The sequence below is a fragment of the Halobacillus sp. ACCC02827 genome, from assembly GCF_030291935.1.
In the GTDB taxonomy this organism is placed as follows: Bacteria; Bacillota; Bacilli; order Bacillales; family Halobacillaceae; genus Halobacillus.
On record NZ_CP128168.1, the window covers coordinates 1,172,579 to 1,193,297 of the forward strand.

Annotated in this window: 22 protein-coding genes; 18 read left to right on the top strand and 4 right to left on the bottom strand. The window is 48.7% G+C overall.

The window, feature by feature from the left end; all coding sequences use genetic code 11:
- Positions 1-139 precede the first annotated feature (139 nt).
- Together QRD89_RS06170 and QRD89_RS06175 are read left to right on the top strand one after the other, a co-directional pair.
- Positions 140-622 carry a PH domain-containing protein gene (locus QRD89_RS06170; RefSeq protein ID WP_286096514.1) on the top strand — a complete coding sequence of 161 codons (483 nt, stop codon included), beginning with the start codon at positions 140-142 and terminating at the stop codon, positions 620-622.
- A 28-nt stretch (positions 623-650) separates the two neighbouring features.
- Positions 651-2,132, top strand: a complete 1,482-nt coding sequence (locus QRD89_RS06175; protein WP_286096858.1) for a PH domain-containing protein — start codon at positions 651-653, stop codon at positions 2,130-2,132.
- A 28-nt stretch (positions 2,133-2,160) separates the two neighbouring features.
- On the opposite strand, the gene rlmN is transcribed toward QRD89_RS06175, so the two are convergent.
- Positions 2,161-3,246 carry a dual-specificity RNA methyltransferase RlmN gene (rlmN, locus tag QRD89_RS06180; protein WP_062512970.1) on the bottom strand — a complete coding sequence of 362 codons (1,086 nt, stop codon included), beginning with the start codon at positions 3,244-3,246 and terminating at the stop codon, positions 2,161-2,163.
- Positions 3,247-3,468: 222 nt separating this feature from the next.
- Here rlmN and QRD89_RS06185 point away from each other — a divergent pair, with 222 nt between their 5' ends.
- Positions 3,469-3,948: a site-2 protease family protein gene (locus QRD89_RS06185; protein ID WP_008636517.1), complete on the top strand. Its 480-nt coding sequence runs from the start codon at positions 3,469-3,471 to the stop codon at positions 3,946-3,948.
- Between the two features lies 1 nt (position 3,949).
- Here QRD89_RS06185 and QRD89_RS06190 read toward each other — a convergent pair whose 3' ends face one another.
- Positions 3,950-4,273: a nucleoside triphosphate pyrophosphohydrolase gene (locus tag QRD89_RS06190; RefSeq protein ID WP_035388459.1), complete on the bottom strand. Its 324-nt coding sequence runs from the start codon at positions 4,271-4,273 to the stop codon at positions 3,950-3,952.
- A gap of 184 nt (positions 4,274-4,457) precedes the next feature.
- Between QRD89_RS06190 and QRD89_RS06195 the strand changes: the two genes are divergently transcribed.
- The 3 genes from QRD89_RS06195 (at position 4,458) to QRD89_RS06205 (ending at position 5,955) form a co-directional block, all read left to right on the top strand.
- Positions 4,458-4,640, top strand: a complete 183-nt coding sequence (locus tag QRD89_RS06195; RefSeq protein WP_008636515.1) for a hypothetical protein — start codon at positions 4,458-4,460, stop codon at positions 4,638-4,640.
- Positions 4,641-4,999: 359 nt separating this feature from the next.
- Positions 5,000-5,365, top strand: coding sequence for a response regulator transcription factor (locus QRD89_RS06200; RefSeq protein WP_286096515.1), 366 nt, complete (start codon positions 5,000-5,002; stop codon positions 5,363-5,365).
- Positions 5,366-5,418: 53 nt separating this feature from the next.
- A complete protein-coding gene (locus tag QRD89_RS06205; RefSeq protein ID WP_286096516.1) occupies positions 5,419-5,955 on the top strand; it encodes a hypothetical protein in 537 nt (178 codons plus the stop codon).
- A 121-nt stretch (positions 5,956-6,076) separates the two neighbouring features.
- Here the strand turns inward: QRD89_RS06205 and QRD89_RS06210 are convergent, their stop codons facing one another.
- Positions 6,077-6,199, bottom strand: coding sequence for a YjcZ family sporulation protein (locus QRD89_RS06210; RefSeq protein ID WP_008636509.1), 123 nt, complete (start codon positions 6,197-6,199; stop codon positions 6,077-6,079).
- A gap of 511 nt (positions 6,200-6,710) precedes the next feature.
- Here QRD89_RS06210 and ilvE point away from each other — a divergent pair.
- From ilvE to ilvA, 9 genes are all read left to right on the top strand, one after another.
- Positions 6,711-7,613 (top strand): branched-chain-amino-acid transaminase, encoded by a 903-nt coding sequence (ilvE, locus tag QRD89_RS06215; RefSeq protein WP_008636505.1) that lies wholly within the window; start codon positions 6,711-6,713, stop codon positions 7,611-7,613.
- A gap of 403 nt (positions 7,614-8,016) precedes the next feature.
- Positions 8,017-9,732, top strand: a complete 1,716-nt coding sequence (gene ilvB, locus QRD89_RS06220) for a biosynthetic-type acetolactate synthase large subunit (RefSeq protein WP_286096517.1) — start codon at positions 8,017-8,019, stop codon at positions 9,730-9,732.
- A complete protein-coding gene (ilvN, locus tag QRD89_RS06225) occupies positions 9,729-10,250 on the top strand; it encodes an acetolactate synthase small subunit (RefSeq protein ID WP_008636501.1) in 522 nt (173 codons plus the stop codon). Before ilvB ends, ilvN begins: the two co-directional genes overlap by 4 nt.
- Before the next feature lie 25 nt (positions 10,251-10,275).
- On the top strand, positions 10,276-11,307 hold the full coding sequence (gene ilvC, locus QRD89_RS06230; protein WP_008636499.1) for a ketol-acid reductoisomerase: 1,032 nt from the start codon (positions 10,276-10,278) through the stop codon (positions 11,305-11,307).
- Positions 11,294-12,841 carry a 2-isopropylmalate synthase gene (locus tag QRD89_RS06235; protein WP_008636497.1) on the top strand — a complete coding sequence of 516 codons (1,548 nt, stop codon included), beginning with the start codon at positions 11,294-11,296 and terminating at the stop codon, positions 12,839-12,841. Before ilvC ends, QRD89_RS06235 begins: the two co-directional genes overlap by 14 nt.
- A gap of 16 nt (positions 12,842-12,857) precedes the next feature.
- Complete coding sequence (gene leuB / locus QRD89_RS06240; protein ID WP_062512976.1) at positions 12,858-13,964, top strand: 3-isopropylmalate dehydrogenase; 1,107 nt, start codon at positions 12,858-12,860, stop codon at positions 13,962-13,964.
- Between the two features lie 24 nt (positions 13,965-13,988).
- The gene (gene leuC, locus QRD89_RS06245) at positions 13,989-15,401 is read left to right on the top strand and encodes a 3-isopropylmalate dehydratase large subunit (protein WP_026578407.1); all 1,413 of its coding nucleotides are present in this window, start codon (positions 13,989-13,991) and stop codon (positions 15,399-15,401) included.
- A 4-nt stretch (positions 15,402-15,405) separates the two neighbouring features.
- Positions 15,406-16,011, top strand: a complete 606-nt coding sequence (leuD, locus tag QRD89_RS06250; protein ID WP_008636491.1) for a 3-isopropylmalate dehydratase small subunit — start codon at positions 15,406-15,408, stop codon at positions 16,009-16,011.
- Positions 16,012-16,025: 14 nt separating this feature from the next.
- Positions 16,026-16,985, top strand: coding sequence for a threonine ammonia-lyase (ilvA, locus tag QRD89_RS06255; RefSeq protein WP_035388525.1), 960 nt, complete (start codon positions 16,026-16,028; stop codon positions 16,983-16,985).
- Positions 16,986-17,090: 105 nt separating this feature from the next.
- Here the strand turns inward: ilvA and QRD89_RS06260 are convergent, their stop codons facing one another.
- A complete protein-coding gene (locus tag QRD89_RS06260) occupies positions 17,091-17,894 on the bottom strand; it encodes an alpha/beta fold hydrolase (RefSeq protein WP_286096518.1) in 804 nt (267 codons plus the stop codon).
- Between the two features lie 178 nt (positions 17,895-18,072).
- On the opposite strand from QRD89_RS06260, the gene QRD89_RS06265 reads away from it, so the two are divergent.
- The 3 genes from QRD89_RS06265 to QRD89_RS06275 are packed head-to-tail and all read left to right on the top strand — an operon-like array spanning position 18,073 to position 20,715.
- Positions 18,073-19,026, top strand: coding sequence for an ABC transporter permease (locus tag QRD89_RS06265; protein ID WP_008636488.1), 954 nt, complete (start codon positions 18,073-18,075; stop codon positions 19,024-19,026).
- Entirely contained in the window at positions 19,016-19,963 is a 948-nt protein-coding gene (locus tag QRD89_RS06270; protein ID WP_286096519.1) for an iron chelate uptake ABC transporter family permease subunit, read from the top strand. The genes QRD89_RS06265 and QRD89_RS06270 overlap by 11 nt, the downstream gene beginning before the upstream one ends.
- Positions 19,960-20,715 (top strand): iron ABC transporter ATP-binding protein, encoded by a 756-nt coding sequence (locus QRD89_RS06275; RefSeq protein WP_286096520.1) that lies wholly within the window; start codon positions 19,960-19,962, stop codon positions 20,713-20,715. The genes QRD89_RS06270 and QRD89_RS06275 overlap by 4 nt, the downstream gene beginning before the upstream one ends.
- The last annotated feature ends 4 nt before the right edge of the window (positions 20,716-20,719 follow it).

The window sequence follows — 20,719 nt, forward strand, 5'->3', positions numbered from 1 at the left end:
GTAGAGCTCTAGTAACTATACCAAAATTTATTTAAATCAACAATTATTTATTGTTTATCGATAAAAATATATTGCTTTATTTAAATAATTCCATTAAATTGAAATCAGGAAGAATAAAGGAAGGGGGAGAGTGGAAGGGATGAAAACAGAAAACAGAGTCTCGGAAAAAGCGGTTAAATTAGCCGTCCTAACAGAAGCGCTGGCAACCTTTGCCGTGCTCGGTATCCTTGCTGTGCTGCTGTATGTGGATCATGTGTACGGTTGGGCGGACTGGATCGGATGGATGCTTTGGAGTATCTTCCTCTTTGTCTTTCTTTCCCTGCCGGTGTCCATCTATCATACCCGGTTATTGTACAGAAATTGGGAATATGGTTGGAATGAGGAATTTCTGCATATGCGAAAGGGCGGTCTCAGGCAGAAACTGTGTCAAATCCCAATGAGTAAAATCGTATATGTTCAGATGGATCAAGGGCTGCTTCAGAAGAAGGACGATTTGTGGACAGTCAAGGTACGGACGCTCACTTCCGTTCATGACATTCCTTACCTCAGCAGGGCACATGCGGAAGAACTGAAGGAGAAAGCGGCGCGGTTCGGAAGCGTGAAGGAGGCGGGTGACTATTAAAGCACAGCGGGAGCATCCAACGGTTTTCGTGTTTGATTTTTTGCAACTCCTTGTAAATGGTCTGTTTTTCTATGTCCTCCTGTTTTGGATTAAGGGAGACAGCGTAGGATGGTTTTTTGAGTATGCGAGGTATGTCTACATAGGTGGAATCACCGTAAGCCCATTGTATCTTTTCTTCCGCTGGTGGGGGACAAAGTTTTCGTTGGGAGAAGGGTATATAGAGTGGCAGAGGGGGTTGGTTAGAAGAAATAAGGAGACGCTCCCATACGACAGCATCACCGGGGTGGAGAGAAAATCTCCATTTCTGTATCAGCTTTTCGGGAGGACGATGCTTCAATTAAGATCGTCACAGGAAGGGGAATCAGAATGGGTTTTCCGCTCCCTGACGCTCGAGGAGGCGGACCGATTGGAAGCTCTGTTTCAATACGGATGGAACGTGGAGCGAAAAGAGGAGGAGAAAACGTCTGCCGTCAAGGATCATCCTCCGGCCGCAGAAGAGTGGAAAGCAGCAAATCCGGGCAGGGTTGTACATTTCCAGGCAGGGAAGAAGGATGTGATGATGGCGTCTTTCACTTCCTTAAGCTTCGTTTTTTTTATCCCCTTTCTTCTTTCGCTTTTTTCGAAGTTTTTTGATATGAACTGGATGGATGTATGGAACTGGATACATGAGGATCTTACACCGTTTCAAGTATCTGCGTTCATTATCGGCTGTATGATTGGGTCGGCGGTGTTCGGAATCTTCCGCACGTATAAAAAGTATGGAAATTATAGAATCGCGTCAGATGAAAGGCATCTTTACATAACAAGAGGAAGCGTGGAAGAGAAGACGATTTCTTTTTCCAAAGCTTCCGTTCAGGCTGTCATTATCCGGCAGGGGTTATGGAAGCGAATGACTCGAACAATGAAAGTGACGTTCATTCTTGCAAATACAGGGGAAGAGGAGGAGGAAGACCGTGCTTCCCTTTTTCCGTACTTACCGGAACGGCAGGCGAGGGGAATACTCTTTCATCTACTTCCCGAATATGCGGTGAAACCGAAGATGAGAAAGCCTGTGATGAGGATGACTGCGGCTTTCTGTTTCATCGTCGGGGTACTGTTGATTTTCTTATCCTGGGTACTTTTCTCGATAGATTTACCTTTATACGCTGCGGGACCGTTCGGTCTCTGCGTAATTTTATTCTGGACTTTCCTTCATCATTATCCTGTAAACGTGGGGTGGGAGGAGGATGTGATCGAAATCCGGAGCGGCGTTTTCCAAAACCGGACGTATTTGACGAAAGCCGGCAGGATTACGGAGGTCTGTTCAACAAGCTGGCCGTGGCAGCGGGCCGCCGGCACAGCAACGATTCAGATCAGAAATCGGTCGAAACATGGGAAGACGGTGAATATGAAGGACCTGCGGAGAAGGGATGCCGCCGCTCTTCAACACTGGTACAGCCGCCGAAAGCAGTATGTCATCTATGAGCACACACAACCCCCGTTTGAAAGAGGTATAGGAGAAGAAATCTAATAAAGCACGAGGCCGGGGCCTCGTGCTTTTAGTTTGTTTGTGTATTTTTCTTTTTGCGTGCTTTTTCTTTTTCAATCTGTTTACTTCGCAGCTGTCCGCAGGCAGCGTCGATGTCGGTGCCGTGCTCGGTTCGAACACCACAGTTGATGCCGCGGTCCATCAGTGTTTGGTAGAACGTAAGGATGGCATCCTTCTCGCTCCGGTCATACGGATGGTCGGCCACCGGATTGTAAGGAATCAGGTTGACGTAGGAGAGGTGACGCTTGTCCCTCAGCAGTGCTGCCAACTGTTCTGCTTCTTTCTTGTGATCGTTGACGTCTTTCAACAAAATGTACTCGAAGGTAATTCTGCGGTTCGTCTTTTCCAAATAGTAATCAATCGCAGGCATCAGCTTCTCCAGAGGATAAGCCTTATTGATCTTCATAATTTTCGTACGCAGCTCGTTATTTGGAGCATGGATGGAAAGCGCCAGGTTGATCTGGATGCCTTCATCAGCGAAATCATAGATCTTCGGTGCAATGCCGCTTGTCGATACCGTGATATGACGCGCACCGATACATAATCCCTTCTTGTCATTAACGACTTTCAGGAAGTCGATCAAGTTATCGTAGTTATCGAACGGTTCGCCGATTCCCATGACGACGATGTGGCTTACGCGCTCGTCTTTGCCCTTCTTGTCCAAATATTGTTGGACCTGCATGATCTGCTCCACGATTTCTCCACTGGAGAGGTCACGGTTTTTACTTAGAATTCCACTCGCGCAGAAGGAACAGCCGATGTTGCAGCCGACCTGTGTGGTCACACAAACGGATAACCCGTAATTAAATCGCATCAATACCGTCTCAATAACATTGCCGTCTGCCAGTTTAAACAAGAACTTAACCGTTCCATCCTTCGATTCCTGCATGATTTCCTCTGTCAGCGTTTCAATCGTAAAGTGTTCATCAAGCAGATCAATGAGGGATTGGTTGACGTTCTTCATTTGGGAGAATTCGGTCACACGCTTCTGGTACAGCCAGTCCCATACTTGCTTTGAGCGAAACTTCTTCTCGCCATGTTCCGTAATCCAGTCCGTCAGTTGTTCAAATGTCAATCCGTATATGGATCGTTTCATAAATACGCTCCTCTGTAAAAAAAATCACTATTCCCATCATAATCGATTTGATACCGGTGCACAACCCGCAAGTAAGTGTTGGAACTATTGCGACAATAGGCCGGATTATTGGAGAAGTTACCAAAAGCTGTGACCATCGATTCAGTTTTCCGAGATGTGGTTTGTCCCCGGAAAAAAGGGGAACCTTCCTGTTACATCTAGCTTTAGCAGGGAGGAAGACCGATGTTTACATGGAATGATGTTCCGATGTTCATTATAAATTTCTTTTTGATACTGCCTTTGGTTACGCTGATTCACCAGGCAGGGCACGTGTTGGTTGCAAGGCTGTTTGGAGGAAAGATCAGTTTCTGCATTGGTACCGGGAAAAAGTGGTTCTGTTTAGGGCCGCTGGAAGTGCGGAGGATGTACTTCATGGAGGGATGGTGCCAATATGAGAAGCTGCGCTATAACAAAAAATGGGCGCACGTTGCTATTTATTTGGCAGGCAGCAGCTTCAACCTGATCATCATCCTGATTTTGAATGCCTGCATCATCAGCGGAGTGCTGCCTGTCGATCTATTTTTCTATCAGTTCACCTATTTCTCTGTGTACTTTATTTTCTTTTCCCTCTTTCCTTATCGGACCGGAGACGGGAAACCGAGCGACGGAATGGCGATTTATGATGTCATCCGCTACGGAAAAGCAGCGGACCCGATCGATTGATTCATTCGCCGGCATCGATGAGTAACGTCTTTGTGAGAAATCCGCCCATCACTTTCCGACGATGCTGTCTGATGTGCTCCAGCTCCTCGATGGAGGCGCCGTGTGTATAGGATAACGCATGGACAACCTCTAGGATATCCGCCAGCGCCGTCAAAGCATGGCGGTTTTCTTCTGTTTGATGGTAAGCATCGACTTCCTCTTTCAGGCGGTTTCTTAGAAGATGTTCATATTCCTCTGTTTCCAATGTTCTCGTCCGGAAAGATTTCCCCTCGCTTTCCAGCTGATTCGGAACGTAGTCTCTTACTAACCGTTGATGTTTCACCAATGACCCACTCTCCTTTCCATTATACCCATCCTTATCCTTTTTCTTTGAGGAGAAAACACTTATTTTCGCACATGGATGGAAACGGGAAGAAATAAATGGAAGGAAATAGTCGTGAATAAGAGGAATATTCGATAAAGGTGTAGAATTAATTTCTATATCCCATACATTCTAGGAGTTGATACGAATGCTTCTCCCATATTTATCCCATGGTACAGGTGGAAAGAGGTACGTGCTGATCGACCGCTTGAAGTATTACGGGTACACGGAAGACCCTTTAGGCAAACGGACGGAAGAAATGACGCTCCCGGAGCTTGAACAAACATTCATCAACTTGGAATATAAAAGAGAAACAGCGTGGAAAACGTAAAGAAACAGCCGTGGAAAAGGATCCACGGCTGTTTTTCGTCTGCGTCGGAGGTGTGCAGTGATGACATACATGGTGGCTCCGTCGCCATTGATAGTATTGTCATTATTTCAATATAATATACAAAAATAATCATCTCCCTGAACCAAACAATGATATAATCCCCGTAAATATGTAGTTTATAATCGTTTGATATGTTATTTGATTCTAAGTAAATCACTATAAAAATAATATTAATATTTTATTTTTATCCAAAAATTACTACTAAGGGGTGATTTTATACCCTTGAGGAGTAGTGGGAAAGTATTAGTCCGAATGATACATTGTAATTAAGAGGAAAACTGAAGAAAGCGGGGGTAGTCATGAAGAAAATCCAGTCGTTCGTGATGACGGAAGAGGAAATGAGCACGCTATCGAACAGCTTGGAATACGCATGGAAAAATGACAACACGCTTGACCAACTGGAAAGGCAAAAAGTAAAAATACTGCTTCGGGATCTTCAGTCCCAGCTTCCGGCGGAACCTTGCGCCATCTCCAATACGCTGACCTACAGCGAACACAAAATCTTCACCCTCCTGCTTAAAGGTGTGACGAACATAGAAATCGCCAAAACACTATACATATCAGCCAATACAGTAAAAAGCCATACCAAAAACATCTATAATAAGCTCGGTGTGGAAAACCGGGTGGACCTTATCATTAAATATAAAAACGTCGAAGGTCTTTAAGCGCACCAAACGGCCCTGTTGTTGCTCTGGTTTATTTTAAGGGAGGTAATCGGATGATTTATGTCGTCCTGTACGCCGTCTTGTTGAATGCCGGTCTCTTAATCAGCCTCATGGTATTCGTCCATAAGTTCAAGAAGAAAGACGGCATCATCGATTCATTGAAAAAGGAGAAGAAAAATTGGGAGAAACAGATCAAAGAGGCGAAAAAGGTCACGGTCGATCCGAACTCCTACAATGTTGATGTGACAAAAACAGACTGCCAGGTGACGATTTCCCAAATTGATAATGTAAAGTATAACAATCTCGTCGACAAATATTTTCGCGGGGCAGTCAGTAATATCACAACATCGAGTATAACGTTTACAAGTCCCATCAGTCTTCCTATTCAGGAAGGGATTTTTATTCAAACCGTTTTTACGCTTAATGGAGAATCTTTTGATGTAAAGGCTAAACTCATGAAGAAGCAGGAAGACCTGACTACAGGGACAAATATCTACTGGGCCAAGTTCACGCTGATCTCAGCCAAGGACCAGGAACGACTGCGTGCGGTTATGTATCGGAAAGAAATCGAAACGCGTAAATACATTTAATTTTGATGGAGAACCAGAAGGTGGTGAATACTTCTGGCTCCATTTTTTTATGCAATGGAAAGATGCTTCTACTTAGAACAGAACCACTTAAAACGGGTAGAGGTAGTTCTGTCCATCTGCATCAGCACTTATAGAAAGACGCTCCAACAATGATCAAAAGGATGAACAATACAACGATCAATACGAAAGTGCTACCTCCGCCATAACCGTAACCGCCGTATCCACAGCCGCCATACCAGCCCATAACTTTCACCACCTTTTCTTTTCCTATGTGACAAAATATGTCGCAGAGGGCGTATGTGGAAGGGCGGATGACTATTTATAGAAAAAGTAGCCGGAAGAACAGTGGCAACCCCCTCTATGCCCTGTATATTTGGAAGGGTATTTCCAGTTGGTTTTTTTACGTCTTCAGCCTGGGCTGTCCTTGGGAAAAGAAGATAAAAAAGAAAAAAAGAAAGCCTGTGTTGGAACGATCAGGACAGTCACAGCAACAATGAAAGCGCTTTTAGCATAATCGGAATAATGGAACTGTTCAGAAAATTTACTCAAAACCTGTTGACCTTCTTTCGAAATCGGTTTAAAGTAGTCCTCAATCAACCACATCGATTATCTTCGATCGGCCGGTTGGTTCATGTGGAAAGACCCGAATGGGACCCTTATAAAGGTAAACAGGAATGACCTTTTAGGGTCCATATTTTCAAAGTGAATCTTTTACGATTTCAAACATTAAACTATAAAAGAAAGGAGTGCTGAGAATGAGCAGCCAGTGGATTTATTTAAGCGGCCAGTATGTGAAAAAGGAAGAGGCCGTCGTTTCCGTCTACGATCACGGTTTCTTATATGGAGATGGGGTGTTCGAAGGTATTCGAGTCTATGAAGGCAACATTTTCAAACTCGATGACCACCTGAATCGACTCTACGATTCAGCTAAATCGATCCTGCTTGATGTCCCATATGAAAAGGAGGAACTGGCGGAGATTATCGCGGAGACGGTCCGCCGCAATGAACTGGAAACAGCTTACATCCGTGTCGTCCTCTCCAGAGGATCCGGCAACCTGGGCTTAGACCCGCGGAGCTGTTCCAATCCCCGATTGGTTGTCATTGCTGAAGCACTCGCTTTGTTCCCGAAAGAACTATATGAACGCGGGGTAAGGCTCGCGTCGGTCGCCAGTCGGAGAAACCGACCGGACGTCCTTCCGCCGCAAGTGAAATCATTGAACTATTTGAATAATATCCTCGTTAAGATGGAAGCGAACCAAATGGGTGTGGATGAAGCTCTGATGCTTAACGATCAAGGATATGTTACCGAAGGATCCGCAGACAATATCTTTATCGTTAAAAACGGCAAAATCCTCACACCTCCTACGTATTTGGGAGCGCTCGAAGGGATCACCCGCAACGCGATCATGGATCTTGCCGAGGAGAAGGGCTATGAGATCAAAGAGCAACCGTTCACAAGACACGATGTGTATGTGGCTGATGAAGTATTCCTGACTGGAACTGCAGCAGAAGTCATCGCCGTGGTGGAAGTCGATCAAAGGAAAATCGGCGATGGTTCTCCAGGCGTAGTCACCAATCACCTGCTTTCGGAGTTCAGGAAAGTAACGACGACAGATGGATACAAAGTGTACAGCAGTGATAAAGCGCACGTAAGCTAACGTTCGTTGACAATTGAATGATGACGAATACGTCGATAGGAATAAAGGAATAAGAATTTGTATTCCCAGAGAGCCGGGGTTGCTGGAAGCCCGGAAATACAACTTATTCTGACATCGTCCTTGAGTGTCCATGCTGAACAGAATCTCAGTAGGCAGGACCAGGTGTTTCACCGCACCTGTTATCAAAAGGAATCCATACCCGGATTCCATGAGGTGGAGCTTTCGGGCTTCATAAATGAGGGTGGTACCGTGGAAAACATAGAGACCTTTTCACCCCTCACTTTCTGATATCACTTGCCGTGGTGTCGGAATCTGAGGAGGGGGAAGGTCTCTTTTTTATTCGACTATCGAAATAAATTGGAAGAAGCATAAGCTTTTAAGCATAAATGCAGGAGGGATGTAAATGAAGGCACAAGCAAGCGTGGAGGAGCAGACCATGACGAAAACAGGTGCTGATTTGCTCGTCGAAGCTTTGGTGGAGGAAGGCGTTGATACATTATTCGGATATCCAGGTGGAGCAGTCTTACCGATTTACGATGCCATCTACCGCGCCGAGGGGAGCTTCGATCACGTGCTCCCCAGGCACGAGCAGGGCGCAATCCACGCAGCGGAAGGGTATGCACGTGTTTCTGGACGGGCGGGAGTCGTCATCGGCACGTCCGGACCGGGAGCGACGAACCTCGTGACGGGAATAGCCGATGCCATGATGGATTCCATTCCTCTCGTCATTTTCACAGGGCAGGTAGCGAAAGGGGTCATCGGTACCGATGCCTTCCAGGAATCGGACATCATGGGGATCACGACGCCGATTACGAAGCACAATTATCAAATTCAGGAAATTGAAGAGCTTCCGCGAGTGGTGAAAGAAGCATTTCATATCGCGACGACCGGCCGTCCGGGCCCTGTTGTTGTCGATATCCCGAAGGACATCAGCTCGACGGTTCACCATAAGAAGATCGATAATGATTTCCATCTTCCGGGATACCAGCCGACGGTCAAACCGAACCCGCTGCAGATCAACAAGCTGCACGAGGCGCTGGTTAAGGCAGAGAAGCCGGTCGTGCTTGCAGGTTCCGGCGTCATTCATGCACAGGCATCGGAGGAATTGATCAAATTCGTCAGAAATTATCAGCTTCCTGTGACGACAACGCTCCTCGGGCTCGGAAGTTACCCCGGCAGTGATGATCTGTCGATGGGGATGGCGGGCATGCATGGAACGTATGCAGCGAACATGGCTTTGTACGAATGCGACCTTCTTATTAATATAGGTTCCCGCTTCGATGATCGTTTAACCGGTAATCTCAAGCACTTTGCCCCGCATGCGACCGTCGCCCATATCGATATCGATCCGGCGGAAATCGGAAAGAACATCCCGACGCACATTCCGATCGTATCGGACGCCAAGGCAGCGCTTGAATCTCTGAATGATAAACCGGTGGAAGGCCTTCATCATGAAGGCTGGATGGATGGTATCACTCGAAATAAAAAGGACTTTCCGTTATGGCACGACCTTCCGGAAGAAGATATCGTTCCCCAATGGCTGCTTCAGAAAGTCTACGAATACACGGAAGGAAATGCGGTGGTGACGACGGATGTCGGTCAACACCAAATGTGGGCGGCGCAGTATTACGCGTTCGATAAACCGAATCGCTGGGTAACATCCGGAGGACTCGGAACAATGGGATTCGGTTTCCCGGCAGCCATCGGAGCTCAGCTGGCCGATCGGGAATCAACCTGTATCGCTGTTGTCGGTGACGGAGGATTCCAGATGACGCTTCAGGAACTATCCGTCCTGCAGGAGCGCAGGCTGCCTGTCAAAGTGCTGATCGTCAACAACCAGGCGCTCGGTATGGTGAGACAGTGGCAGGAGAAATTTTACGAAGAGCGTTACTCGGAATCTATCATCGATACCCAGCCGGATTTCGTTAAGCTTGCAGAAAGCTATCAGATCCCCGGGTACAAAATTGAGACGCAGAGTCAGCTCGAGGAAGTTCTTCCAAGAATACTGAAAGACGACCAGCCTGCCGTCATCGACTGCCGAGTTCTGCAGAAGGAGAACGTCTATCCGATGATCGCACCAGGCAAAGGACTACACGAAATGATTGGGGTGAAACGATGAAGCGGATTGTCACAGCCACCGTCCATAACCGAAGTGGCGTATTGAACCGGGTGACCGGGCTGCTTGCCAAAAGGCAGTTCAATATTGAAAGCATTTCCGTCGGGCGGACGGAAACAGAAGGCGTATCCAAGATGACCTTCGTCGTCGAAGTAGAGGATGAGCGGAAGCTGGAGCAGCTCACCAAACAGCTTCATAAGCAGATCGATGTTCTGAAAGTATCAGACATTACAGACAAAGCCATCGTCGCCCGCGAGCTTGCGATGGTGAAGGTGATCAGCAATCCGCAGATCCGCAGTGAAATTCAAGGGATCATCGAACCATTCCGGGCTTCGATCATCGATGTCAGCAAAGAAAGCATCACCGTTCAGGTGACCGGTAAATCGGATAAAGTCGATGCACTGATCGACCTCCTCCGCCCATACGGCATCAAGGAATTAGCAAGAACTGGACTTACCGCTTTCACTCGCGGCCATCAGCCGCAGGTGACGGAAATAAAATCTTATTCACTACTAAAATAATAAAACGAGAAGGGATGAATGAATAATGGCACATGTTTACTATCACAACGATATCAATGATGAGGTACTAAAAAATAAGAAGGTAGCTGTCATCGGCTACGGATCTCAAGGTCATGCCCACGCACGTAACTTGAAAGACAGCGGTTTTGACGTTGTCGTCGGTCTTCGTAAAGGAAAGTCTTGGGATCAGGCTGTGGAAGATGGAGTCGATGTGAAGCCTGTCGCTGATGCGGTGGAAGGAGCAGACCTTGTCATGATCCTGCTTCCGGACGAATATCAGCCGAAAGTGTATGAAGAGCACATCAAACCGAATTTGAAAGCCGGAGCAGCCCTTGCTTTCGCCCACGGTTTCAACGTCCACTTCAACCAAATCGTACCGCCTTCCGACGTTGACGTTTTCTTAGTCGCTCCTAAGGGCCCGGGTCACCTTGTCCGCCGTACATTTGAAGAAGGTGCCGGAGTACCTGCTTTGATCGGAGTCGAGCAGGACGTGAGTGGAGAAGCGAAAGAAATTGCTCTTGCCTATGCTAAAGGAATCGGCGGCGGTCGTGCCGGCGTATTGGAAACATCGTTCCAGGAAGAAACGGAAACAGATTTGTTCGGGGAACAGGCTGTGCTGTGCGGGGGACTTACAAGCCTTGTGAAAGCAGGATTTGAAACGTTGACAGAAGCCGGTTACCAGCCGGAAGTTGCCTACTTCGAGTGTCTGCATGAGCTGAAGCTTATCGTTGATCTTATGTACGAAGGCGGACTGGAAGGCATGCGCTATTCCATCTCCGATACAGCTCAGTGGGGCGATTTCGTTTCCGGACCACGCGTTGTTGATGAAACGACGAAAGCCCGCATGAAAGAAGTATTGACGGATATCCAGACTGGTAAATTTGCAAAAGGCTGGATCCTAGAGAATCAGGTCAACCGTCCGGAATTCACAGCTATCGAAAACCGTGAAAACAATCATCAAATCGAGAAGGTGGGTAGAGAGCTCCGTGCGTTAATGCCTTTCGTTAAGAAGTCACAATCTAAAGAAAAGGATGTGGTCGCACATGGCTCGCGTTAAGGTTTTCGATACGACGCTTAGGGATGGAGAACAGTCCCCGGGTGTCAACTTGAACCGTTTGGAGAAGTTGGAAATCGCCAAGCAGTTGGAACGTCTGGGTGTGGATATCATGGAAGCAGGTTTCCCTGCTTCCTCCCAGGCGGACTTTGATTCAGTCAAAGAGATTGCTGATACGATCCGCGGTTGTTCGGTCACCGGACTTGCAAGAGCGAATAAAAAGGATATTGATATCGCGTGGGAAGCCTTAAAAGGAGGCGCGGAGCCCCGTCTTCACGTTTTCATCGCGACATCCCCGATTCATATGACACACAAGTTGAAAAAGACGCCGGATGAAGTCGTCGAGAAAGCGGTGGAAATGGTCGCTTATGCGAAGGAGAGATTTCCGCATGTCCAGTTCTCCGCAGAGGATGCTTTACGGTCCGATCGTGATTTCCTCGTCCATATCATCGAGAAAGTGATCGATGCCGGGGCGAGCGTCATCAACCTTCCGGATACGGTCGGTTATACGACCCCGGATGAAATCGGCAGCCTGTTCCGCTACGTACAGGAAAACGTTCCGAATATAAGTCAAGCAGTCTTGTCCACGCACAACCATGACGACCTTGGTATGGCCGTCAGTAATTCCCTGGCAGCCATCGAAAACGGAGCCCGCCAAATTGAAGGGACGATCAACGGAATCGGGGAACGGGCCGGCAACGCCGCTCTGGAAGAAATCGCCGTCGCTCTTCAGATCAGGAAAGATCGTTTTGATTTGGAGACAGGTCTTGTATTGAAGGAGATCAAGCGTACGAGTGAACTTGTCAGCCGTTTGACAGGGATGATGGTTCCCGGGAACAAGGCGGTTGTCGGACGTAACGCCTTCGCGCATGAGTCCGGCATCCACCAGGACGGTATGCTGAAGGAGTCCTCCACTTATGAAATTATTACACCGGAAATGGTCGGTGTGGAAGCAACAAACATGGTGCTTGGTAAACACTCCGGCCGCCACGCTTTTAAACAAAAGGCAGAAGAGCTCGGCTTTGAGTTGAATGAAACGAAGCTACAGGAAGCGTTCGAATCGTTCAAGACGTTGACAGGCAAGAAGAAAGAGGTCACGGATGCGGATTTGTTTGCGATTCTGATCGATACGCAGACAGAGCATGCGGACCAGCCGAAATACGAACTGAAGGCATTCCAAGTCCAATACGGCAGCATCAATCGTCCGACTGCTACGGTTCTCCTGACGACGCCGGAAGGTAAGGAAGTGGAGAAGGCAAACACGGGAGAAGGAAGTGTCGAAGCGATTTATAATACGCTCGACGATCTGATCGAAGCGGACGTACATCTCGAGGACTACCAGCTCAGCTCTGTCGGAAGAGGTCGGGATGCTCTTGCAGAGGTCCACGTCCAAGTATCCGTCGACGGGGTGACGGCATCCGGACGCGGCTCGGCGCAGGATGTGCTGGAAGCATCTGCTCATGCTTTCTTGAACGCAGTGAACCGAACACTTTACCAGCGGAAACGTTCTGCTGATTATGAACAAATCCAAGTATGAACAAAGGGGGATGGACATGGAGAAACATATCGTGCTACTACCGGGAGACGGCATCGGTCCTGAAGTGACGAAGGCGGCAAAAAACGTACTGGAAGCCATCGCAGACCGATACCAGCATTCCTTCACATTTGAAAGTCATGACATCGGAGGTACAGCAATCGATCAACATGGAACGCCGCTGCCGGATGATACCGTTAAGGCGGCAAAAAAAGCGGACGCTGTGTTCTTAGGCGCCGTCGGGGGTCCGAAATGGGATAAGCTCCCTGGACATCTGCGGCCGGAGAAAGGCTTGCTCGGCATCCGTAAGCAGCTTGGGCTGTTTGCGAATCTACGCCCGGTCAAAGCGTTCCAACAGTTGCTCCATGCATCGCCGTTGAAAGAAGAAGTGGTGAAAGAAAGCGATCTTCTGATTGTCCGGGAACTGACGGGAGGCCTTTACTTCGGCCAGCCGAGCGAGCGCCGCAACGACGGGAAAGAAGTGGTCGATACCCTTGCCTATGAACGCAGGGAAATCGAACGAATTGTAGATCAGGCTTTCCAAAGTGCCCGCGTGCGGAAGAAGCGCGTCACTTCTGTGGATAAAGCGAACGTCCTCGAGTCGAGCCGCATGTGGCGCGAAGTCGTGGAGGAGAAGAAAGCGGAATATCCGGACGTGACGGTCGAGCATATGCTCGTCGATGCGGCAGCAATGAAGCTTGTGACCAATCCGGCATACTTCGACGTCCTTGTGACAGAGAACATGTTCGGAGATATCCTGAGTGACGAAGCTTCCGTATTGACTGGTTCCCTCGGCATGCTTCCATCCGCAAGCCTCAATGAAAAAGGGGTCGGCCTTTACGAGCCGGTCCACGGCTCCGCGCCTGATATCGCCGGCCAGGATAAAGCGAATCCGCTGGCAAGTATTTTGTCCGTCGCCATGATGCTGAAGCACTCCTTCGGTATGGAGGAAGAGGCGGAGCAGGTGGAGACAGCCGTTCAGGAAGTGCTTGGAGAGGGGTATCATACACAGGACATCCATTTGTTAAAAGGAAAACAGGTGAGCGGCAGTGAATTGGCTGCCAAAGTCGTCGATCAAATCCGTGCCAGTGATACGACGGAAAATATTATGCGCTGTTATGTATAAACAGGAAGAAGGGAGCGGAACGGAATGAGTCAACCAAAAACAATCATTGAAAAAATTTGGAATCAGCATGTCGTCCACGAAGAAGAAGGGAAACCGAGCCTCCTCTATATCGACTTGCATTTGATTCATGAGGTGACCTCTCCCCAGGCGTTCGAAGGGCTGCGTATGAGCGGGAGAAAGGTGCGCCGCCCGGATCGTACTTTTGCGACGATGGACCACAACGTTCCAACGGTCCATCGTAATGTCATCAAAGATGCGGTATCGAAGAAACAGATGGAGACTCTTGAAGCGAACTGTAAGGAATTCGGTGTCCGCCTGGCGGACATCCATCATCCGGATCAAGGGATCGTCCACGTCATCGGCCCGGAACTTGGATTGACACAGCCCGGGAAAACGATCGTCTGTGGAGACAGCCATACATCAACACACGGGGCTTTCGGAGCTCTTGCTTTCGGTATCGGTACCAGTGAGGTGGAGCACGTCCTTGCAACCCAGTCTCTCTGGCAGGCCAGTCCGAAAACACTTCAGGTGAAGGTGGAAGGAAGACTTGGAACCGGGGTAACAGCGAAGGACTTGATTCTCGCCATCATCGGAAAATACGGCGTTCGTTTTGGTACTGGTCATGTCATCGAATATACCGGCGAAGCCGTTCGCAATTTGACGATGGAAGAGCGGATGACCGTCTGCAACATGTCGATTGAAGCTGGTGCCCGGGCAGGTTTGATCAGCCCGGATGCAACGACGATCGATTACCTGCGGGGTAAGCGTTACGTACCGGCTGGAGAAGACTTCGAGGAAGCGGCAGAGCAGTGGCTGTCCCTTGCTTCTGATGAGGGTGCGACTTACGACCAGACGCTGACGATTCATGCCGATGAAATCGAACCACAGGTAACATGGGGCACAAACCCGTCACAATGTGTACCTGTCGGTGGAAGCGTTCCGGATCCGGAGAAAGTGACGGAAGACCGCGACGGCATCGAGCGTGCGATCGATTACATGGGTCTGGAACCGAACCAGGCCATTGAATCGATTCCGGTCCAGCATGTGTTTATCGGATCCTGTACTAACTCCCGATTAAGTGACCTAAGAAGAGCAGCAGAAATCATCCGTGGCGGCAAAGTCCACGAAGGAGTTCGTGCACTCGTAGTACCTGGATCGAAATCGGTCAAGGAGGCGGCAGAGCAAGAAGGCCTTGATACGATCTTCCTGACGGCCGGCTTTGAATGGCGCGATGCCGGATGCAGCATGTGTCTGGCGATGAACGACGATATCGTCCCGCCGGGTGAGCGTTGTGCATCCACTTCGAACCGTAACTTTGAAGGGCGTCAGGGTAACGGAGCGAGAACTCACCTGGTCAGTCCGGAAATGGCGGCAGCCGCGGCTCTTGAAGGACATTTCGTCGACGTCAGAAAATATGCCAGTGCCGTAGGAGGTTGAGCAGATGGAACCGATTAAACAGCATACAGGACTTGTCTTTCCTTTAAACAGGGAGAACGTAGATACCGACCAAATCATACCGAAGCAGTTTCTGAAGCGGATCGAACGGCAGGGCTTCGGTCAATTCCTATTTTATAACTGGCGTTTCCATGACGATGGGACGCCACGCGAAGACTTTTCTTTGAACGATCCGAAATACGACGGGGTCTCCATTCTCGTCGGAGGGGAAAACTTCGGCTGTGGGTCGTCCAGGGAACACGCTCCCTGGGCCATTCAGGACTTCGGTTTCAAAGTCGTCCTTGCGCCGAGTTTCGCCGATATCTTTTACAACAACTGCTTCAAGAACGGAATTCTTCCGATTCAGATGCCGAAGCCGGTTGTGGATCAGCTGATGGAAAAGGCGGAAAAAGGAAAGTACGAGCTCAAGGTCGATCTTGAGAATCAAGTCATCGATGACGGCGATTTAGAGGTATCCTTTGATATCCAGGCCTACCATAAAGAGATGCTTTTGAATGGTTGGGACGAAATTGCTGTGACGCTGACGTATGAGGATAAGATCGACCAGTACGAAAACAAACCAAAAGGAGTGAAGACGTTGGGGATTTCTTAACGCTGGCTAAAGTGATGGATGCACAGGAACAATTACAGGAGGTGGTGCATCGTACACCACTTCAAACATCATCGACCTTCAATGCGAGAACCGGTCAGACGGTCTATTTGAAGATGGAGAATCAGCAGAAGACAGGAGCTTTCAAAATAAGAGGTGCGTCGTATAAGGTGGCTTGTTTGACGGAGGAAGAAGCGTCCTGCGGCGTGATTGCGGCATCCGCCGGCAATCACGCACAGGGTGTCGCTTATGCGGCGGCAAAACGCGGGATAAGGGCCGTTATCTTCATGCCCGAGCATACACCGAAAGCAAAGGTGGAAGCGACGGAAGGATATGGAGCACGCGTCGTCCTGACAGGCGAGTCGTTCCAGGAAGCCTATCAGGCCGCTCTGATCGAACAGGAGCGGACGGGAGCGACATTCCTTCACCCGTTCGATGATTACGAAGTTATGGCAGGGCAGGCAACGGTGGCTGTCGAAATGCTTCAGCAGCAGCCCGATTTGGATCGGATTTTCGTGCCTGTCGGCGGCGGCGGGCTGATCAGTGGTATCGCCTTTGCAGCCAAGCAGCTGAAGCCGGAGATCCGTATCGTGGGTGTCCAGGCTGCCAAAGCGCCTTCGACGTATAACGCTCTTTATAAGAAAGGTCCGGAGAAGCTGACGTCTGTTCAGACGATTGCTGATGGTATCGCGGTGAAGGAGCATGGGAAATTGACCTATACGTGCATCCAGAAATACGTGGATCAAGTAATCACGGTGGAAGAACACGAAATTGCCGAAGCGATGCTGCTGCTTCTTGAAAGAGAGAAGACGCTGGTGGAAGGTGCAGGCGCAACGGCTCTTGCCGGTCTGCTTCGTACATGCGGTTCGTTGGACAATGAACATTGCGGTGTCGTTATCAGTGGTGGAAACGTGGATCTTTCGCGTCTGCCTTTGATCCGTGAGCTGGCTAATCCGAAAAGGATGGTCATCGCCTGAGATGACCGATCGAGGCAGTGGATAGTTTCCCCTGCCTCTGTTCCTTTTAATCACAGTAAAAGAGCCCGGTCTCTGAAGTCAGAGATACGGGCTCTTTGTGTTTGCTTATTTCAGGAGATCAATCAGAAGCTGATTGAACTTTTCTTTTTCATCGTAAACCATCCCATGGCCGCTGTTTTCAAAAGGGACGAGTGTGCTGTCCGGAATATTCTGGTCCATCACTTCTGAAAAAGCGAAGTCGCAGATTTCATCCTTCTTCCCATGGATGAGGAGGGTGGGGACGTTTATCTGTCCGAGCTCGTGGCGCAGGTCTTCATCCCGCAGTGATTCGGCGCAGGCGATCGTTCCGTGCGCGGATGCCTCCAACCCAAGACCGAGGAACCATTCTTCAAATGATACCGACAACTCGGAATGGTAGAAACCGGAGCCGAAGTCTTTCAAGGCGGCAGGGCGGTCATTCTTGATCGCTTCTATCAATTCATCTACTTCCTCCGTTTCCATGCCGTACGGGTATCCGTCACGTTTCGTAAAGCTCGGGGCAGCCGCGCCGGCAAGAATGAGATGGGCTAATTCCTCTCCGGCATATTTTGTTGCATAACGGACAGCGATCGGTCCACCCATGGAAAATCCAACGAGATAGAAGTCCTTCAGCTGCAAGTATTGGGTGACCGTCTTCACATCATGAGCGAGCGTATCATAATCGTAGCCGGAAGCCGGTTTATCCGATTTGCCGAAGCCGCGCATGTCGATGCCGATGAAACGATAGCCCTGCTTCGGAAGTTCGTTCATTTGGTATTCAAACATTTTATGGTTGAGCGGCCAGCCGTGCAGAAATACGATCGGCTGTCCTTCTCCGATATCCTCTACATATAACTCTACCTGGTGATCTACTTCAATATAGTGGGACATGTCGCAGCAAAACTCCTTTTTAATGAGATGGTAGGATTATTCCCTCTGCTCCATCAATTAAACTAAATTGACTTTTTGTCCATATGCTATTGACCTTCCACCTACTGGAGACTTTATAGTATTATTTGTAATAGATAATGATAATCGTTATCAATTAAAAACAGGAAGAGTCGATCGTATGAAGCGTAGGTATTTATTCATTCTTTTAGCGGTACTGTCTTGGTTATCGCTCGTCATCGGTGTTTCGGATCTGCCGATGCTCCAAGTACATACATGGGATGAATCGCAGTGGAAGGTATTCTGGGTGAGCAGATTCCCGCGGCTCGTCAGTATCCTTATCGCCGGCATGAGCATGGCGATCGGGGGATTGATTATGCAGCAGCTGAGCAGGAACAAGTTCGTATCCCCGACGACTGCCGGAACGATCGATTCCGCACGGCTCGGAATCGTTGTGGCGCTTCTTTTGTTCTCATCAGCGAGCCCGTTAATCCAGACGTTGATTGCGTTTCTCTTCGCATTGGCGGGGACGATGTTGTTTATGAAGATTCTCGATGGAATCAAGCTGAAGGATGCAATCCTCATTCCGCTTGTCGGGATCATGCTTGGGAATGTCATCGGTTCGATCACGACATTCTTTGCCTATCAGTATGATTTGATCCAGAGCATCGGATCATGGCTCCAGGGCGATTTCTCAATGATTTTGAAGGGGGACTATGAGCTGCTTTATCTCAGTATCCCGCTTGTCATTCTCGCATACCTCTTTGCGCATCGATTCACGATCGCGGGAATGGGCGAAGATTTCTCGAAGAATCTCGGGATGAACCATAAGCAGGTCGTCTACATAGGTTTGTTCATCGTCGCACTGATGACTTCGGTCGTTGTCCTGACGGTGGGATCGATTCCTTTTCTTGGCTTAATCGTCCCGAACATCGTCTCAATCTACAGGGGGGACCACTTAAAGAACAGTATCAGCCATACGGCGCTGCTTGGTGCATTATTTGTCCTCGCCTGTGACATTATTGGAAGAATCATTATTTATCCGTATGAAATCCCGATCGGCGTGACGGTCGGAGTCATCGGAAGCGGTCTGTTCCTCTATTTATTGTTTAGGAGAAAAGCGTATGCGGCATAAGTACAAATTCATTTTATTAACCACAGCAGCTGTTCTGTTCATCGCTTTGTTCCTGTTCACAGATTTGCGGCATGTCGAATATGTCCTGCCGAGGCGGCTCATGAAGGTTTCGGCGATCATCCTGACGGGAGCGGCAATCGCCATCGCAACACTCGTGTTCCAAACGATTACGAACAACCGGATCCTCACACCGAGTATGATCGGTCTCGATTCCTTGTATATGTTGCTGCAGACGGCACTGATCTTTTTGTTCGGCTCAGCGAATCTGACTTTCTGGAACAACTACGTCAACTTCGGGCTGTCGATCGTTCTGATGATCGGCTTCGCGCTGATCTTGTATAAACTGTTGTTCAAAGGGGAGGGACGACCGATCTATTTCCTCCTCCTTGTCGGTATCATTCTCGGGACGTTCTTCTCGAGCCTGTCCTCTTTCATGCAGGTACTGATCGATCCGAACGAATTCCTTTTGATCCAGGACAAGATGTTCGCGAGCTTCAACAATGTCCAGACAGAGCTGCTGGTAATCAGTGTGATCCTGCTGGTCCTTGCGTTCCTTTATTTATGGAGATTCATGAAATATTTAGACGTTCTGTCCCTTGGAAGGGATCATGCCGTCAACCTTGGGGTGCCTTATGATGCAGTAATTAAGCAGCTTCTCGGAATCATTGCCGTATTCATTGCTGTCGCGACTGCTCTTGTCGGTCCAATTACGTTCCTCGGCCTGCTTGTTGTCAATATCGCCTATCATTTCATTCCGACTTACCGGCACAGGGATTTAATGACGGCTTCTGTACTGATCTCGATCATCGCCCTCGTCGCCGGTCAATGGATGGTGGAGCACGTCTTCACATTTTCGACGACGATCAGTGTCATCATCAACTTCGTCGGAGGCTTATACTTCATCCGACTTTTGTTAAAGGAGAATCGATTACGATGAATGTATTATCAGTGTCGAAAACATACGAAAACAAAAAAGTGGTGGACGATGTCTCAATTGATATTCCAAAAGGTAAAATTACCTCGTTGATCGGGCCGAACGGAGCCGGAAAAAGCACCGTCCTTTCCATGATGAGCCGGCTTCTCTCAAGTGATACCGGTTCGATTATGATCGAAGGCAGGGAAGTAGAGGCGTGGGATTCACAGGAGCTTTCCAAAAAGCTCGCCATCCTTCGTCAGTCCAACCACCTCACTGTCAGACTCACAGTCAGGGAGCTTGTTTCTTTCGGCAGGTTCCCTTATTCGAAAGGACGATTGAAGAAGGAGGATTGGCAGAAAGTAGACCAAGCCATCGACTATATGGAACTCGGGGATATTCAGGATCAGTTCATTGACCAGCTTAGTGGCGGTCAGAAACAGCGGGCTTTCATTGCAATGGTCATTGCGCAGGATACAGAGTATATTCTGCTTGATGAACCGTTGAATAATCTGGATATGAAACACTCAGTCCAGATTATGAAGGTACTCCGCCGGCTTGTCGATGAGCTTGGCAAGACCGTCATCGTCGTCATCCACGATATCAACTTCGCAAGCGTCTACTCCGACTACATCGTCGCACTGAAGGACGGTAAAGTACGGAACCAGGGACCTGCCGAAGATATGATCTGCCGAGAGTGTCTGAGTGATGTCTATGACATGGACATTCCTGTACAAAACATCAATCAAAATAAAATATGCGTCTATTTCGCATAAGAAG

Bases quoted from the DNA above. Each gene is read 5' to 3' on its own strand.
- QRD89_RS06170 (WP_286096514.1), top strand. From the start codon at position 140: ATGAAAACAGAAAACAGAGTCTCGGAAAAAGCGGTTAAATTAGCCGTC.
- rlmN (WP_062512970.1), bottom strand. From the start codon at position 3,246: ATGAAACGATCCATATACGGATTGACATTTGAACAACTGACGGACTGG.
- QRD89_RS06185 (WP_008636517.1), top strand. From the start codon at position 3,469: ATGTTTACATGGAATGATGTTCCGATGTTCATTATAAATTTCTTTTTG.
- QRD89_RS06195 (WP_008636515.1), top strand. From the start codon at position 4,458: ATGCTTCTCCCATATTTATCCCATGGTACAGGTGGAAAGAGGTACGTG.
- QRD89_RS06200 (WP_286096515.1), top strand. From the start codon at position 5,000: ATGAAGAAAATCCAGTCGTTCGTGATGACGGAAGAGGAAATGAGCACG.
- QRD89_RS06205 (WP_286096516.1), top strand. From the start codon at position 5,419: ATGATTTATGTCGTCCTGTACGCCGTCTTGTTGAATGCCGGTCTCTTA.
- QRD89_RS06210 (WP_008636509.1), bottom strand. From the start codon at position 6,199: ATGGGCTGGTATGGCGGCTGTGGATACGGCGGTTACGGTTATGGCGGA.
- ilvE (WP_008636505.1), top strand. From the start codon at position 6,711: ATGAGCAGCCAGTGGATTTATTTAAGCGGCCAGTATGTGAAAAAGGAA.
- ilvB (WP_286096517.1), top strand. From the start codon at position 8,017: ATGAAGGCACAAGCAAGCGTGGAGGAGCAGACCATGACGAAAACAGGT.
- ilvN (WP_008636501.1), top strand. From the start codon at position 9,729: ATGAAGCGGATTGTCACAGCCACCGTCCATAACCGAAGTGGCGTATTG.
- ilvC (WP_008636499.1), top strand. From the start codon at position 10,276: ATGGCACATGTTTACTATCACAACGATATCAATGATGAGGTACTAAAA.
- QRD89_RS06235 (WP_008636497.1), top strand. From the start codon at position 11,294: ATGGCTCGCGTTAAGGTTTTCGATACGACGCTTAGGGATGGAGAACAG.
- leuB (WP_062512976.1), top strand. From the start codon at position 12,858: ATGGAGAAACATATCGTGCTACTACCGGGAGACGGCATCGGTCCTGAA.
- leuC (WP_026578407.1), top strand. From the start codon at position 13,989: ATGAGTCAACCAAAAACAATCATTGAAAAAATTTGGAATCAGCATGTC.
- leuD (WP_008636491.1), top strand. From the start codon at position 15,406: ATGGAACCGATTAAACAGCATACAGGACTTGTCTTTCCTTTAAACAGG.
- ilvA (WP_035388525.1), top strand. From the start codon at position 16,026: ATGGATGCACAGGAACAATTACAGGAGGTGGTGCATCGTACACCACTT.
- QRD89_RS06260 (WP_286096518.1), bottom strand. From the start codon at position 17,894: ATGTCCCACTATATTGAAGTAGATCACCAGGTAGAGTTATATGTAGAG.
- QRD89_RS06265 (WP_008636488.1), top strand. From the start codon at position 18,073: ATGAAGCGTAGGTATTTATTCATTCTTTTAGCGGTACTGTCTTGGTTA.
- QRD89_RS06270 (WP_286096519.1), top strand. From the start codon at position 19,016: ATGCGGCATAAGTACAAATTCATTTTATTAACCACAGCAGCTGTTCTG.
- QRD89_RS06275 (WP_286096520.1), top strand. From the start codon at position 19,960: ATGAATGTATTATCAGTGTCGAAAACATACGAAAACAAAAAAGTGGTG.